The 14,331-nt window shown below is 61.0% G+C and carries 13 protein-coding genes; 8 read left to right on the top strand and 5 right to left on the bottom strand.

From position 1 onward, the window contains the following. Position 1: 1 nt before the first annotated feature. Positions 2-919: a LysR family transcriptional regulator gene (locus ACFSQT_RS39120; RefSeq protein ID WP_379027324.1), complete on the bottom strand. Its 918-nt coding sequence runs from the start codon at positions 917-919 to the stop codon at positions 2-4. Between the two features lie 259 nt (positions 920-1,178). Between ACFSQT_RS39120 and ACFSQT_RS39115 the strand changes: the two genes are divergently transcribed. From ACFSQT_RS39115 to ACFSQT_RS39095, 5 genes are all read left to right on the top strand, one after another. Beyond that, positions 1,179-1,961 carry a 3-hydroxybutyrate dehydrogenase gene (locus ACFSQT_RS39115; RefSeq protein WP_379027322.1) on the top strand — a complete coding sequence of 261 codons (783 nt, stop codon included), beginning with the start codon at positions 1,179-1,181 and terminating at the stop codon, positions 1,959-1,961. A gap of 24 nt (positions 1,962-1,985) precedes the next feature. Beyond that, a complete protein-coding gene (locus ACFSQT_RS39110; protein WP_379027320.1) occupies positions 1,986-3,143 on the top strand; it encodes a patatin-like phospholipase family protein in 1,158 nt (385 codons plus the stop codon). A gap of 42 nt (positions 3,144-3,185) precedes the next feature. Further along, complete coding sequence (locus ACFSQT_RS39105) at positions 3,186-4,580, top strand: NAD(P)/FAD-dependent oxidoreductase (RefSeq protein WP_379027318.1); 1,395 nt, start codon at positions 3,186-3,188, stop codon at positions 4,578-4,580. A 19-nt stretch (positions 4,581-4,599) separates the two neighbouring features. Continuing rightward, a complete protein-coding gene (locus ACFSQT_RS39100) occupies positions 4,600-5,946 on the top strand; it encodes a dihydrolipoyl dehydrogenase family protein (protein ID WP_379027316.1) in 1,347 nt (448 codons plus the stop codon). Positions 5,947-6,086: 140 nt separating this feature from the next. Then, complete coding sequence (locus tag ACFSQT_RS39095; protein ID WP_379027314.1) at positions 6,087-6,791, top strand: peroxiredoxin-like family protein; 705 nt, start codon at positions 6,087-6,089, stop codon at positions 6,789-6,791. On the opposite strand, the gene ACFSQT_RS39090 is transcribed toward ACFSQT_RS39095, so the two are convergent. Then, positions 6,775-7,680: a LysR family transcriptional regulator gene (locus ACFSQT_RS39090; RefSeq protein WP_379027312.1), complete on the bottom strand. Its 906-nt coding sequence runs from the start codon at positions 7,678-7,680 to the stop codon at positions 6,775-6,777. The two genes, ACFSQT_RS39095 and ACFSQT_RS39090, sit on opposite strands and share 17 nt — an antisense overlap. A gap of 171 nt (positions 7,681-7,851) precedes the next feature. Further along, complete coding sequence (locus ACFSQT_RS39085; protein WP_379027310.1) at positions 7,852-8,151, bottom strand: hypothetical protein; 300 nt, start codon at positions 8,149-8,151, stop codon at positions 7,852-7,854. A gap of 166 nt (positions 8,152-8,317) precedes the next feature. Here ACFSQT_RS39085 and ACFSQT_RS39080 point away from each other — a divergent pair, with 166 nt between their 5' ends. The 3 genes from ACFSQT_RS39080 to ACFSQT_RS39070 all read left to right on the top strand — a co-directional run bounded on the left by ACFSQT_RS39080 (position 8,318) and on the right by ACFSQT_RS39070 (position 11,348). Beyond that, complete coding sequence (locus ACFSQT_RS39080) at positions 8,318-9,658, top strand: chloride channel protein (protein ID WP_379027308.1); 1,341 nt, start codon at positions 8,318-8,320, stop codon at positions 9,656-9,658. 404 nt (positions 9,659-10,062) lie between these two features. Beyond that, positions 10,063-10,365 carry a helix-turn-helix domain-containing protein gene (locus ACFSQT_RS39075; protein WP_379027306.1) on the top strand — a complete coding sequence of 101 codons (303 nt, stop codon included), beginning with the start codon at positions 10,063-10,065 and terminating at the stop codon, positions 10,363-10,365. Beyond that, entirely contained in the window at positions 10,248-11,348 is a 1,101-nt protein-coding gene (locus tag ACFSQT_RS39070) for a tyrosine-type recombinase/integrase (RefSeq protein WP_379027305.1), read from the top strand. Before ACFSQT_RS39075 ends, ACFSQT_RS39070 begins: the two co-directional genes overlap by 118 nt. A 104-nt stretch (positions 11,349-11,452) precedes the next feature. On the opposite strand, the gene ACFSQT_RS39065 is transcribed toward ACFSQT_RS39070, so the two are convergent. After that, a complete protein-coding gene (locus ACFSQT_RS39065) occupies positions 11,453-12,721 on the bottom strand; it encodes an O-antigen ligase family protein (protein ID WP_379027303.1) in 1,269 nt (422 codons plus the stop codon). Then, positions 12,718-14,253, bottom strand: a complete 1,536-nt coding sequence (locus ACFSQT_RS39060; protein ID WP_379027301.1) for an undecaprenyl-phosphate glucose phosphotransferase — start codon at positions 14,251-14,253, stop codon at positions 12,718-12,720. The genes ACFSQT_RS39065 and ACFSQT_RS39060 overlap by 4 nt, the downstream gene beginning before the upstream one ends. Positions 14,254-14,331: the final 78 nt, after the last annotated feature.

The following is a 14,331-nucleotide window of genomic DNA, read 5'->3' as shown; positions in this document are numbered from 1 at the left end:
ATTATTCCGCGGCAGCGGCGGGCAGGGTGCTCGCCGGTTCCCCGAACCATTTCTTCTGCACCGCCTCGCGAACGAGTGCGCCGACCGCCGGCGAGTGCCTGCGGCCGCGCACCGTGACGAGATTGACCTCGCGCCAGAATTCCGGCTCGGTGATGGGCAAGCCCACGACACCTGGATGGTTGACGGAATGCTGTGGCATGAAACCGAAGCCCAGTCCGGCCGCAATCATCGACAGTGTCCAGTCATCCCGGTCGCTCCAATAGACCGGACGGACTGTCACGCCCTGTTGCGACAATATGGCATCGGCGTAGCCGGCGAATTCGCAATTGTTGCGGTGAATGTAGCTTTCGCTGTTCATGTCCCTCACGCGAACGAAAGGCTGGTTGGCCAACCGGTGCTCCGGATGGATGGCCATCACCATCTGTTCGCGGAAAAGCGGCAAGGAATGCACGTCGTCGTCGGGCGTGTTCGAAGGCAGGGCGTAGATCGCCACTTCGAGATCTCCCGCCAGGAGCCTTCGCCGCAAGCTGGTGGCGTCGGCATCGCATAGGTGCAGTTCCACGCCGGGATGGCGGGCACGCACGGACGAGATCAGTTCGACAATTTCGTCCGGTGCGATCGTGCTCATGATGCCCACCTTGAGTGGCGCTTTCTTCATGTGCACGTATTGGTCGGCGATCTGCCTGGCGAGCAGTGAATTCTCGAACACGCCCTCGAGATAGGTCTCGACCATCCGGCCGAGCTCGGTCAGGTGGGTATTGCGCCGCTCACGGTGAAACAATTCGCCACCGAACTCGTCTTCAAGCAGCTTGATGGCACGCGAAAGTGCCGGCTGGGTGACATTGCACACCTCGGCGGCCCGGGTGAAATTCAGTTCCCGAGCGACGGCCAAAAAATACCTGACTTGGCTGATCTCCACTGCACGCTCCCACATACGCGCATCGCAGCACCCTTGCCGTAGTGGCGCAGCATACTGGTTGCCGTAACGTCAAACAAGGCAGCCTTGCTCGAACCTCAGCCGGCCAAGGGGATCAGACCGCTCTGATTGGCGGCTATCGAATCCATGTCTCAACGGCATTTCCGATGCCCGTGGCGAGGGGTCATACTTTCATCAACAGACAAACACGGCGGCAGGCGGTCATGGCCAGCTCTCGCTCAGATCGAAGGACGCCACCACCATGCTCAAAGGAAAAACCGCGCTCATCACAGGGTCTACCAGTGGCATTGGCCAGGGTATCGCCGAAGCATTTGCCGCTAAGGGCTGCAGCATCATCCTCAACGGTTTCGGCGACGCCGGGGAGATCGAGAAGCTGCGGGCAAGGATTGCCGCCGAGCATGGCGTGACCGTTCGCTATGACGGCGCCGACATGAGCAAGGGTGATGCAATCACCGCGATGATGGACAAGGCGATCGCCGAGTTCGGTGCGGTCGACATCCTGGTCAACAATGCCGGTATCCAGCATGTCGCGCCGATCGACGAGTTCCCGATCGAAAAATGGGAGGCGGTGGTCGCCATCGACCTGATGTCGTCCTTCTATACTATCCGCCGTGCGCTCGGCGCGATGAAAGAGCGAAAATGGGGCCGCATCATCAATGTCGCCTCGGCCCACGCTCTTGTCGCGTCGCCCTACAAATCCGCCTATGTCGCCGCTAAGCACGGCGTCGCCGGGCTCACCAAGACGGTCGCGCTGGAAGTCGCCGAGCAGGGCATCACCGTCAACGCGGTCTGTCCCGGTTATGTGCTGACCCCGCTGGTTGAAAAGCAGATACCTGACACCGCCAAGGCACGCGGGATCACCGAGGAGCAGGTGATCAAGGACGTCCTTCTGGCTGCCCAACCGACCAAACAATTCGTGACAGTTGCTCAGGTTGCAGCGCTCTGCCTGTTCCTGGCCTCGGACGATGCAGCTTCGATCACCGGCGCAGTCATGCCGATCGAGGGCGGCTGGACGGCTCACTAGACCCCGAAATGAGGAATAAAGCCCATGAACAAGATCACTCGAAATCCGTCCGTGTCCGAAGCCGAGCCGGAGGTCGATCGTCTGGCAGGCAGTGCAGCCAAGCGCCAGACCGTATTGGTCCTTCAGGGTGGCGGCGCGCTCGGCGCCTATCAGGCCGGGGTCTACCAGGCCCTCGTCGAGGGCGGCATCGAACCCGATTGGGTTATCGGCACGTCGATCGGCGCCATCAACGCCGCGTTGATCGCGGGAAACGAACCGAAGGACCGCTTACCGAAGCTTCAGGAATTCTGGAACGGGGTCAGCCGCAGCAGCCCGCTCGACGAGTTTTTCGCGATGATGGTTCCAAGCAACATCTTTGCCAATATGGGCACGGTGATGCGCGGCATACCCGGCTTCTTCGAACCGAACCCGAGCGCGATGTTCGGGGTGAATCGCGAAGTGGGTGTGGAGAATGCCTCCTACTACACCACCGATCCGCTCAAGCGGACGCTGAATGACCTGATCGATTTCGACTATCTGAACCGACGCCATACGCGGCTGACGGTCGGCGCTGTCAACGTCAACACCAGCGAACTCAAATACTTCGACACCCGCGAGATGACATTGTCGGCGGCGCACATCATGGCGTCGGGCGCCTTGCCGCCGGCATTTCCGGCAGTCTGCATCGACGGCGAGCCCTATTGGGATGGCGGCATCTACTCGAACACGCCTATCGAAGTCGTGCTGGACGCGCGTCCGCGGCGCGATGCGCTGATCTTCGCGGTCAACATGTGGCAGCCCAGCGCCACTGAGCCGAAGTCGATCTGGCAGGTGATGGGGCGGCAAAAGGACCTTCAATTCGCAAGTCGCGGCAAAAGCCACGTGGCCCGGCAGGAGCAACTGCATCGTCTGCGCCACGTCGTGCGTGAAATGGGAAAGCTCGTCCCAGAGGAGCGGCGCGAGGATTCAATGTTCAAGGAACTCGCGTCCTATGGCTGCCCGTCAGTCATGCACCTGGTGAGATTGCTTTCACCACGCCTCGACGGCGAAGACCACACCAAGGACATCGACTTCACCCGCGCCGGCATCCGCGCCCGCTGGCAGGCCGGGTATGAGCACGCACAGCGTGTCCTGTCGGAGAAGCCGTGGGAATGCGACGTCGACATGCTGCAAGGCATCGTCATCCACGAGTCGCAAGAGTGAATTGTTGCAGCGGTCGCGCTGGAGAAAGTTACGGAGACCCCGATGCAAATCATCACTCCCGGGATGCGGCTTGTTCCAGAAGCGGTGCTAGCCAACGACGCTGCTCTTTTCCGCAAGATCGCGGAAACGCCATCGCATACGGATCGGTCGCTGCATCGCGTGGTGATCGTCGGAGGCGGCGCCGGCGGGCTGGAGCTTGCGACACGTCTCGGCCGCAAGTTCGGCAAGCGGCAGATCTCGGTCACCCTCGTCGATCGCAACCGCACACATGTGTGGAAGCCGCTGCTACACGAGGTCGCCTCGGGCACCCTGAACGCATCGACCGAAGCGATAGAATACATCGCGCATGCCAGCCGCCACCACTATCGATACCGGATTGGCGAGGTCGTCGGTATCGACCGTGCCAAGCGCCAGGCCTTCGTCGCCCCCAGTTTCGATGACGATGGCCGACAGATCATCCCGCCGCGGGTGCTTGGCTACGATACGCTTGTCATGGCTGTCGGCAGCGTATGCAATGATTTCGACACGCCGGGCGCACTCCGGAACGCAATTGCGCTCGATACAGTAAGCCAGGCCGCCCGCTTTAACCGGCGCATGATTAACGCCTGCCTGCGGGCCAACGCGCAATACGAGCAGCTATCGCCAGGGCAGCTCCATTGCGTGATCGTTGGCGCCGGAGCCACCGGCGTCGAACTGGCGGCTGAGTTGCACAAGTCGATGCGTCAGATCGCTTCGCACAATCTTGACAACATCAATTTCGACAAGCTGATCCGCATCACGATCATCGAGGCGGAGCCGCGCATCCTGCCGGCCTTGCCTGAGCACATGGCGCGTGCTTCCGCGCATCTCCTTCGCGACCTCGGAGTCCAGATACGCTGTGGGATCAAGGTCACTGAAGTGACGGCGGATGGCGTCAGGCTTGGCGACAAGATCTTTGTCGCTGCCGAGCTTGTCGTCTGGTCCGCCGGGATCAAGGCACCGGATTTTCTCAAAAATCTGGACGGTCTCGAGACCGATCGGATCAACCGCCTGATTGTCGACGATACGCTGCGGGCCAAGGGCGACGAGAACGTGTTTGCGATTGGCGACTGTGCCAACTGCGTTCTCCCCGGACAAGATAGCCCGTTGCCGCCACGCGCGCAGACCGCCCACCAGCAGGCCGACCATGTCGTCAAGGTCATCGCGGCGCGCATCAAGGGACAACCGGTGCCGGCGTTCCGCTACCGCGACTACGGCTCACTGGTTTCGCTCGCGGACTATGGCGCGTTCGGCAGCCTGATCGGCGGTTTGAAGATCGAAGGTCTGCTTGCACGGCTGATGTATCGCTCGCTCCACAAGTTGCATCTGAGGGCTGTGCACGGGTCTTTGAAGACCGCGCTGGACACGATCGCCGCGATCCTGGGGCGCCGCACCAGGCCGCGTGTCAAGCTGCATTGAACCTCGGGAGGGCAAGACGGTGGAAAACTACGATGTCGTGATCCTCGGCGGCGGCAATGCCGGCATGGGTGTGACGGTCGCGACACGCGCGGCCGGCCTGTCGGTGGCAATGATCGAGGCGCGCGATCTCGGCGGCACTTGCCCCAATCGTGGATGCACGCCGAAGAAAGTTCTTGTTGCTGCCGCGCATGCGGTTCACGACATCGAGCGCGCCGGCCAGCATCGCATCGCTGTCAGCAAACCGAAGCTTGATTGGGCGGCGTTGATCGCCCGCGAGAAGGACATCATACGGAACATTCCGGATCGCCTCGCCGGGGTGATGGCCAAGCGTGGCGTCGACGTCATCTTCGGCAAGGCCGCGTTCATTGGCAGCCATGCGATCAGTGTCGATGGCCGCAGGCTCGAAGCCAAGAACATCGTGATTGCAACCGGCTCGAAGCCCCGATCGTTGCCTGTCCCGGGGGCCGAACATATGGCCAACTCGGACGATGTCCTGAACGATCCTGTGCTGCCTCGCGATGTCGTGTTTGTTGGCGGCGGCGTCATCGCCTTCGAACTCGGCCACGTCTATGCACGTGCCGGCGCCAAGGTGACGATCCTCGAGGCGCTGCCGCATCTGCTCGGCAGCCTCGACGCCGACGCTGTCGCGCAGATCCGTAGTGAGAGCGAGCGAATCGGCATTCGGCTGTTCACGCTTGCTTGGGTCAAGCGGATCGAAAGTTCCAACAAACGCTTGCGCGTGACCTTCGCGATCGATGGCAACGAGTCCACGATAGACGCCGATCGGGTGGTGAACGGCGCGGGGCGGGTTGCCAATGTCGATGAACTCGATCTTGGCGCTGGTGTTGTCGTGCATCGCGAAGGGCGCATTGAAATCGACGAGCACCTGCGCTCGCGCTCCAATCCGGATGTCTATGTCTGCGGTGACGCCGTTTGGAATTCATCGCAACTATCACCCGTAGCGACCTATGAGGGAACACTCGTCGGTCGCAATATTGTCGACGGGCCCATCCACCGGCCGGACTACGCCCAGATACCGGCGTCTGTCTACACGATCCCGGCCGTCGCCAGCGTCGGGCTGACCGAGGCCAAGGCGAGGGAGCAGGGGTTCGCCGTCAAGGTTTACGCGAATGACATGCAGGACTGGCTGTCAGCCAGAACCCATGCCGAGACTGCCGCTTGGTCAAAGATCATCGTGGAGACGACGACAGACAAGATCCTTGGTGCCCACATGGTCGGACATGCGGGTGAGGAACTGATCCACATGTTTGCACTCGCGATGAAACACGGCATTACGGCGCCGCAATTGTCCGATGCGGTCTACAGTTTCCCGACATTTTCCGCCGACATCGGGAACATGATGTAACGAATTCGGGACGAGACGCGAACAAACAACGACTGCCGGATGCGAGAATGCATGCCGCTTATCGAAATCATGCACAAAGGGCATGGCCACGGCCGGGTGTTTTCGATGATAGGCTAGCTGCGAAATGCGAAAGTGCCCGAATGGCTGCCGATGGCGAGAATATGACGTTCGAACAATCCGTGCAGGCGGCCATTGAGCTTGATGCGCCGTTGAACGAACGGCTGAACGTGATCGCGAGGGCCGTCCGTCGCCTCAATGCCGATTTTGCCGATGCGGTCGACCGCCTGGTGGCACGCTTGCAGGACCAGGGGGCAGGAGCGATGTCGCCGGCCCCTGGCGACCCGATGCCAGCGTTCCTGCTGCCTGACGACAACGGCAAACTGATCGGCCTTCCGAGCATCCTGCAACAGGGCCCTGCCGTCATAACCTTCCAGCGTGGTCACTGGTGCCCCTATTGTCGTTTGAACGCCATAGGCATCGTCGAGGCCCATCAGGAGATCGCAGCGCTGGGCGGCCAGGTGGTCGCAATCATGCCCGAACGGCGCAAATTCGCGAAGGCCATGAAGGCTGCCGTCGGCGCCGAGTTTCCATTCCTGACCGACATGGACAATGGCTATGCCCTCTCGCTCAACCTTGCGATCTGGATCGGGGCCGAGATGGAGCGGCTGATGGGCGTTGCCTATGATCTGCCAAACTATCAAGGTAACAGCAGTTGGTTTCTGCCGATCCCCGCCACGTTCATTGTTGGCATGGACGGGCTGATCACGGACCGGTTCGTCGATCCCGACTACCGTCGGCGAATGGATATCGATGACCTGATTGCGGCGCTCAGGCGGGCTCGCTGACGCCAAATGGCGACCAGTCCGTCGAGCGCAGTAGATTGAGCAGTGTCGTGGCGACCGGCGACCGGTGACGACCGGCGACCGCATAGATCGAGACGATCCGCGAAATTTCGACGTCCCGTAGCTTGAGCCTGCGGATATTTGCCGACCGAGGCGCTGTCGCCGAGACGAAGCCCACGCCGGCGTTGGCTTCCAGCAGCGCCAGCAGATCGTGGTCGGTCTCGATTTCATGCGCGGTCCGTGGCGTCAGCCCTTTCGCAGCGAGGCAGCGCGACAGTTCCTCGCTTGTCTCCCAATCGATCCGGCTGAGGAACGGCTCTGCTGCAAGCTGGCTGAGCGCAACGTCGGATTCGTTGCGACGGGCAAGCGGGTGATCGGAATTGACCACCAACTCGATTTCCTCCTGGAAAAGTGGCCAGATGTCGAGCCGATCCCAAGCCGGCCCGAGTGGGCCAGCCACCGCCAGCTCGACGTCGCCATTTTTCAGTGTTTCGACCACCGTCGTCGGCGAGCCGCGGCTGATCTTGAGATGGACACCGGGATAGGCGCGGAAAAGCTCGCTGAATGGCGAAACCAGAAGCGCTATGTTGACGCTGTTGGAGATGGTGACGTTCAGAGGCGCCACGTCACTGCTCTGCACGGCTTTGGCGAGTGACTTGGCGGAACTTGCTGCATCGTAACACTGCTGCAGCAATGGCAGCATGCGTCGCCCAAGTTCAGTCAAGTGGGAGTGCTGGCGCTCGCGCCGAAGAAGCTCGCCACCCAACTCGTCTTCAAGCGTTTTGATGGCGCGTGTCAGCGCAGGCTGGGTGACATTGCACTCTTCAGCCGCCCTGGTGAAGTTCAACGTGCTGGACAGGGCCAGGAAATAGCGGACCTGCTGCATTTCCATGAATTTTCGCCCCCTCAGCGAAATCCGATTCGTCAGGCATAGCTAATTTCTGCGCATGCTAACGCAAGAGGAGGCCGAGGCAAAGGCGGGGACTTGTGGCGGCGCAAGCGGTGCACCGGGCACCCTGAGTGCCCGCCGGCTCTACCGGCGGGTTCGTCAGCGTGGCTCCTGTCACATCGCCATTTTTTTACATTCGGCCTGGGCCTTCTTGGACGATGTGTCGATCATGTATGCCTTGCCCTTGGCATCTGTCATCATCATCATGCAATGCTTGATCGGCTTCGCCATCTTCATCATGTCGGCGCCCATTTTTGCATCGGGCATCATGGTTCCCATATGCCCATCGGGCATGATGGCCATCACCTCTCCACCCTTCATCATGGTCATCGTCCCCATTGCGTCCTCGGCGAAGGCCGGCGAGGCGGAAAGGCCGATGAGACCGGCAATGACGGCGAGCTTGATCGAGTTCATTCTGCATACTCCCATTTCGAAGAGGCATAGTTGCCCCTTTCAGGTTCGCCACTGCATTTGGGAAAGCTACATCAACACGAACACGTGATCCCTGCGGGCCGAATCCCTCGAGCGTTGACACGAGAACCTTTTGACAATTCAACCGATGCCGGGTTTAGGGATCAATATGGCCGGAACATCCCGAAAATACCCCATGCTGCGGCGTTCGCGCGCGATGTGGGCGGCGCGGCGCGTCTGGCAGCCGCGCCTGGTGTTCTGGGCCGGTGCGGTCTCGATCGGCGTCATCAGCGTGCTGTTCGCGGTGCTGGCCGATAAGGCGCAGGCGTTATTCCACGTCATGATCGGCGATCATGGCGGCTGGCGCTGCTACCTGCCGCTCATCGTCACGCCGCTCGGCTTCCTGCTGTGCGCCTGGCTCGCCCATGCCTTCTTTCCGGGCTCGCAAGGCAGCGGCATTCCCCAGGCAATCGCCGCCCGCCACCTGCGCGACGACGACGACCGCAGCCACATTCTGTCGCTGCGGCTGGTGGTGGGCAAAATCGCGCTCACCATCGTCGGCCTGTTCTGCGGTGCTTCCATCGGCCGCGAGGGGCCGACCGTGCAGGTCGGCGCGTCCCTGATGCTGCAAGCAGCGCGCTGGGGCGGCATGGCGCAGGCGCGGGGCCTGATCCTCGCCGGTTCGGCCGCCGGCATCGCGGCCGCCTTCAATACGCCGCTTGCCGGCATAGTCTTCGCCATCGAGGAGATGGGTCGCACCTATGAGGCGCGCACCAACGGCCTGGTGCTGACGGCCGTGATCCTGGCCGGCCTAGCCTCCCTCGGCTTGCTCGGCAACTACACCTATTTCGGCGTGTCGAATGAGACGATCTCCTTTGCCGCCTGGCCACTGGTGATCGCTTGCGGCGTCGTTGGTGGCGCCCTCGGCGCCCTGTTCTCCCTGCTGGCACTAAAGGCGACGCGGCGGATCCGGCGCTGGAACGCAAATCAGCCCCTGCGGCGCACACTGTTGGTCGCTGTCGTCTGCGGGCTGGCGGTGGCGATCATCGGCATCGCTTCCGGTGACTTGACCTTCGGCACTGGTTACGCACAGGCGCGCAGTGCTGTGGAAGGCACGCCGCTGCCATGGTTCTTCTTTGCCGAGAAATTGCTGGCCGGGCTGCTGTCGATGATTTCCGGGATTCCCGGAGGCATCTTCGCGCCATCGCTCGCCGTGGGCGCCGGTATTGGAAGTTCACTCGGCCTGATATTCGGCGTCAGCACAGGTGTCGCGGCGCTGCTCGGCATGGCCGGCTATTTCGCTGGCGTGGTCCAGGCGCCGATGACGGCGTTCGTTATCATCCTCGAGATGACCGGAAACCACGACAACGTCATCGCGCTGATGAGCGCCTCGATGTTGGGTTACGGCACGGCGCGCATGATCTCGCATGAGCCGCTCTATCACGCACTGTCGCGGGTATTTATCGCAGAAGCGATCAGGCGTCGCAGGGCAGAGACCATTCCGACATGATTGCGACAGCGGTCATTCTGGCGGTCGTCACAGTGTTACAAATCGTCCTGTAAGTCATTGATATTATTAATACAACTCAGAGTTCAATCCTCTCTCGCAGCGTCTCGATGCCCTTACTTAGTCGAAGAGCGGTCGCGGCGTGATCGTTTTGTCACGAGGACGAGATCCTGCACCTAAGGAACGAGTGTTCCTAACCATGCATACGAGACAATTATCGTCGCGCGGTCGGTCCCGATCACCGCAGGGCCGAGCTCGCACAACTACGTCCTCGCAGGCCAACAGATATACTGGCGCGCACGACGATGACGCGCAAGGATTTCTCAGTGGCTGTGGTCATTCGCCGAACGGAAACTCTGTAACAATTCGTGAAGTCTTGCCACCGACAGAACGCTATAACCTCGAAAATGTCGAAACTCTTAACTCCCGCGCAAGCTGCAGAATTGCTCGCCGTCACGCCCAAGCACTTGCTTGAACTGACGAACGAGGGCGCCTTGCGTTGGGTTAACATCGGCCTTGAAGGTAAAAGACCGACCCGTCGCTACAAACAAGACGACCTCGCGGTGTTTATTGAGAATCGGAGTCAAAAAGCATGCCGCTATATCGAAAGCACGGCAAACCAGAATATACCTTCGACTTCCAGCTTCACGGTCGTAGATTTTCAGGCCCCACGGGCACCAGCAACAAGCGCCAGGCGGAACGCATTCTAGAAGAGAAGCGGCGAGAAGCGCGCGACCAGCTTAAATTGGCTGCCAGCTTCACTGCCGAAGGCCCTATGTCTCTTGAGATCGCCACCTCCCGCTATTGGCATGAGGTCGGCCAGCACCTTGCCAACGCCGACAACTACTGGCGGTTCTTGGGTTGGCTCTTGGGCCATTTCGGCAAGAGTGTCACGCTCGATCGCATCACCGACTCGATGGTCGCAGCCATGGTGTCAAAGCGCCGCGCCGACGACATCAGCAACGCCACCGTCAATCGCACCGCGACGGTTCCTCTGCGCGGAATAATGACGCGCGCCAAGAAGACCTGGAAGGTGCCCGTCGCGGACATCGACTGGAGCCGCCACTTGCTCAAGGAGCCGAAGGAGCGCGTCCGAGAGGCCAGCGTGGATGAGGAGAGACGCCTTCTGATCGCAATGCGCGACGACTACACGCCGGCAGTCCGTTTTGCGATCCTCACTGGGTGTCGACGGATGGAGATCGTTGATCTCACCTGGTCGCGCGTGGATTTCTTTGGCAGGACAATTACGGTCACCGGCAAGGGCGAGAAGACCCGGATCCTGCCGATGACGAACGTCGTTTACGAGCTGCTTTGGGCCTTGAAGGGTGACCATTCGAGCGCGGTCTTCACTTATTTGGCAAAGAGGACCAGCAAGCGCCGGAACCTCATTCGCGGGAAACGCTATCCGATCACGATGGAGGGTTTCAAGACTGCCTGGCGGCGTTACCGCGACAAGTCCGGTGTGGAGAACTTCCGGTTCCACGACACGCGCCACACCGCGGCCACGCGAACGCTTCGCACCGGCAACATGAAGGTAGTCCAGAGAATGCTCGGCCACGAAGACATCACCACTACGGCGAAATACGCCCATGCGATGATCGAGGACATGCGTGTGGCCATGGATGCAGCAAATCACACCGGAGCAGCGGACCCAGCTTTTAACAGTTTGGAAGAAAAGAAGAAATCGGCCTGAGCAACCTTGACCCCAGTCAAGTGCGCTACCGGGCTGCGCTACACTCCGGACCGGTCGCGATGTATCGTGATAACCCCGCTCGGGTCAACCGAATTCCGCGACTATTATCCTGCTGCGACTGCGAGTGCCGGCGAACCCTGCAATGCCGGCCGCAACAGCCGCTGGTGCCTGTATTCCAGCGCGATGGCGCCCCAGATCAGGCCGAGCAGCAGGTAGACGTGGCGCCAGTGATCGATGTCGATGAAGGTGCCGAGCCCGATATTGCCGACGAAGGCGACATAGGCGCACAAGAGGTAGGGTTGCCATGGCCGGTCGCGCAGTAGGATGCGGAATCCGGCTGATATCGTCCAGGCGACGAGCGTCAGGAACGACACGAATCCAACCCAGCCATAATCCATCAGCATCTTCAGCCAGATATCGTGGGTATCTTCGCCGAAGATCGTGCCGAAGACCAGCGGGCCGATGCCGAACGGATGCTCAAGCCCCATCTGGAAGCCGATTGCGTAGCGGGCGAAGCGGCCGAGCCGGGCGGTGTCGTAGCTCTGTTCGAGATGGGCGCGGTTTGAGAACATTTCCGACACGCCGGGCAGCTGCAATATGACGATCATGGCGACCACCAGCAGCGACAGCGCGGCGATCGTCATCACCACCACACGCAGCCGGAACATGCCGCTGGCGCTCTGCAGGAACAGGCAGCCGGTGAGCAGGACAGCCGAGACGGCGAACATGCCCCAGGCGCCGCGCGAGAAGGAGAAGAAGATGCCGGCAGTGATGATCAGCAGCGGCACCGCCAGCAGCGGCATGCGCGAGATCGGTCCGCTCAAAAGCAGGTAAAGAAGATAGATGCCGGGCAGCACCAGGAACGGTCCGAACACATTCGGGTCCTGGAAGGCGCCGGCGGCACGGTCGTATTTGGTGAACATCTCCGCGCCCGGAAAAGCGTGGAAATAGCCCGCTATGCCGAGCAGCGAGGTGATCACCGCCGACACGACATAGGCGAAGAAGATCAGCCGGTAGAGGCTGGGTTGCACCGCGGTCACCGAGGCAAAGAACACCGCGGTGAAGGCGAGAAACAGCGAGACGGCGAGATAAAGCGGCGTGTTGGCCAGGTCCGCCATCTGCGTCATCGCCATCATGCCGCCGATGTTCATCGTCACCAGCAGCACCAGCAGCGGCATTGCCGCGCGCGACACTCTGAGGCCAAAAAGGGCCCAGATGGCGATCAGCCCGGCCATGTAGAGTTCATAGGGCGCCGGTTCGCTGATGACGAAGCCGGACAGGAATATGCCGACGAAGACCGCGGCCGAGGAAATCAGTGCGATCAGCTTGGTGTTGACCGCGGCCTGCGGCAGCTCATGGGAGATCGCGCTCAATAGGCGTTTTCCGTGTTCAGCAGCCGGACCGGCGTCAGGAACAGGATCCGCAAGTCGAACAGCAGCGACCAGTTCTCGATGTAATAGAGGTCGTACTCCGTCCGCATGCGGATCTTCTCGTTGGTATCCATCTCGCCACGCCAGCCATTGATCTGCGCCCAGCCGGTGACGCCGGGCTTGACCTTGTGGCGCGCGAAATAGCCGTCGACCACTTCGTTGTAGAGAAGGTTGTGCGACTGCGCGGCGATGGCGTGCGGGCGCGGGCCGATCAGCGACAGCGAACCCAGGAGCGCGTTGAAGAACTGCGGCAGTTCGTCGATCGAGGTCTTGCGGATGAAGCGGCCGACGCGGGTGACGCGCGGGTCGTTCTTGGTCACCGTCTGCTTGGCGGTCGGGTCAGCCTTGTCCGTATACATCGAACGGAACTTGTAGACCTCGATGATCTCGTTGTTGAAGCCGTGCCGCTTCTGGTGAAACAGCACCGGCCCCTTGCTGTCGAGCTTGATGGCGATCGCGGTCGCCAGCATCACCGGCGAGAACACGACGATGCCGATGAGGCTGAAGATAATATCGAAGGCGCGCTTGGCGACCGAATCCCAGTCGTTGATCGGTTTGTCGAAGATATCGAGCATCGGCACCGAGCCGATGTAGGAATAGGCGCGTGGGCGAAATTGCAGCGCGTTGGAATGCGCCGACAGCCGAATGTCGACCGGCAGCACCCACAGTTTCTTCAACAGCTGCAGCACACGCGATTCGGCGGTCAGCGGCAGCGACACGATCAGCATGTCGATGCGGGCGATGCGGGCGAACTCGATCAGTTCCGAAATGGTGCCGAGCTTGGGATAGCCGGCGACGATGGGCGGTGAGCGCTTGTCGCCGCGATCATCGAAGATGCCGCAGATGCGGATGTCGTTATAGGGTTGTTTTTCGACCGAGCGGATCAGGATTTCAGCCGCCTTGCCACCGCCGACTATGACGGCGCGCCGCTCCATGCGGCCATCGCGCGCCCAGCGCCGGATCACCTTCGACATCACCAGCCTGAGGCCGAAGAGGAGGACGAAACCGACGACGAACCAGGTGCCGAAGAGCAGGCGTGAATAGTCCTCCGATATCTTCATGACGAACGCCGTCAGCGCCATGAGGGCGAAAGTGCCGGCCCAGGCCAGCAGCACGCGGCCGAAATTGGCGATGGGGCGCATCAGGGCCACGATCTGGTAGCAGTCGGTGACGTCGAGCAGCACCACGGCAAGGAACGACGAGGCGGCGATTGTCAGCGGATATTGCCAGCCCAGATAGTTGAAGAACCCGACATAGTAGACATAGACGACGACCCCGGACAGCAACAGCAGGCCGAATTCGACCATGCGCAGGACGCCGCTGACCATGATCGGCGACGTGGTATCGCGCCTGTACTGCGACGCGACCTGGCGGGCGACATCGTTCATGCCGCCGGGCGTGTCGCCATCGGTCGGGCCGTCGAATTTCCGCACCGCTTCTGGTGAAAAGCGGCGCGCGGGATCGATCTCGTTCATGGGGCTTTCCGCAAGCTTCCTACGGTGGATAGCAAAAGAGAGCTAAGAAACCCTTGAAACAACGCGTGGCTTTGGAGC

This window comes from Mesorhizobium calcicola (genome assembly GCF_042682105.1).
Lineage (GTDB): Bacteria > Pseudomonadota > Alphaproteobacteria > Rhizobiales > Rhizobiaceae > Mesorhizobium > Mesorhizobium calcicola.
This window is presented reverse-complemented; position numbering and strand designations above follow the sequence as displayed.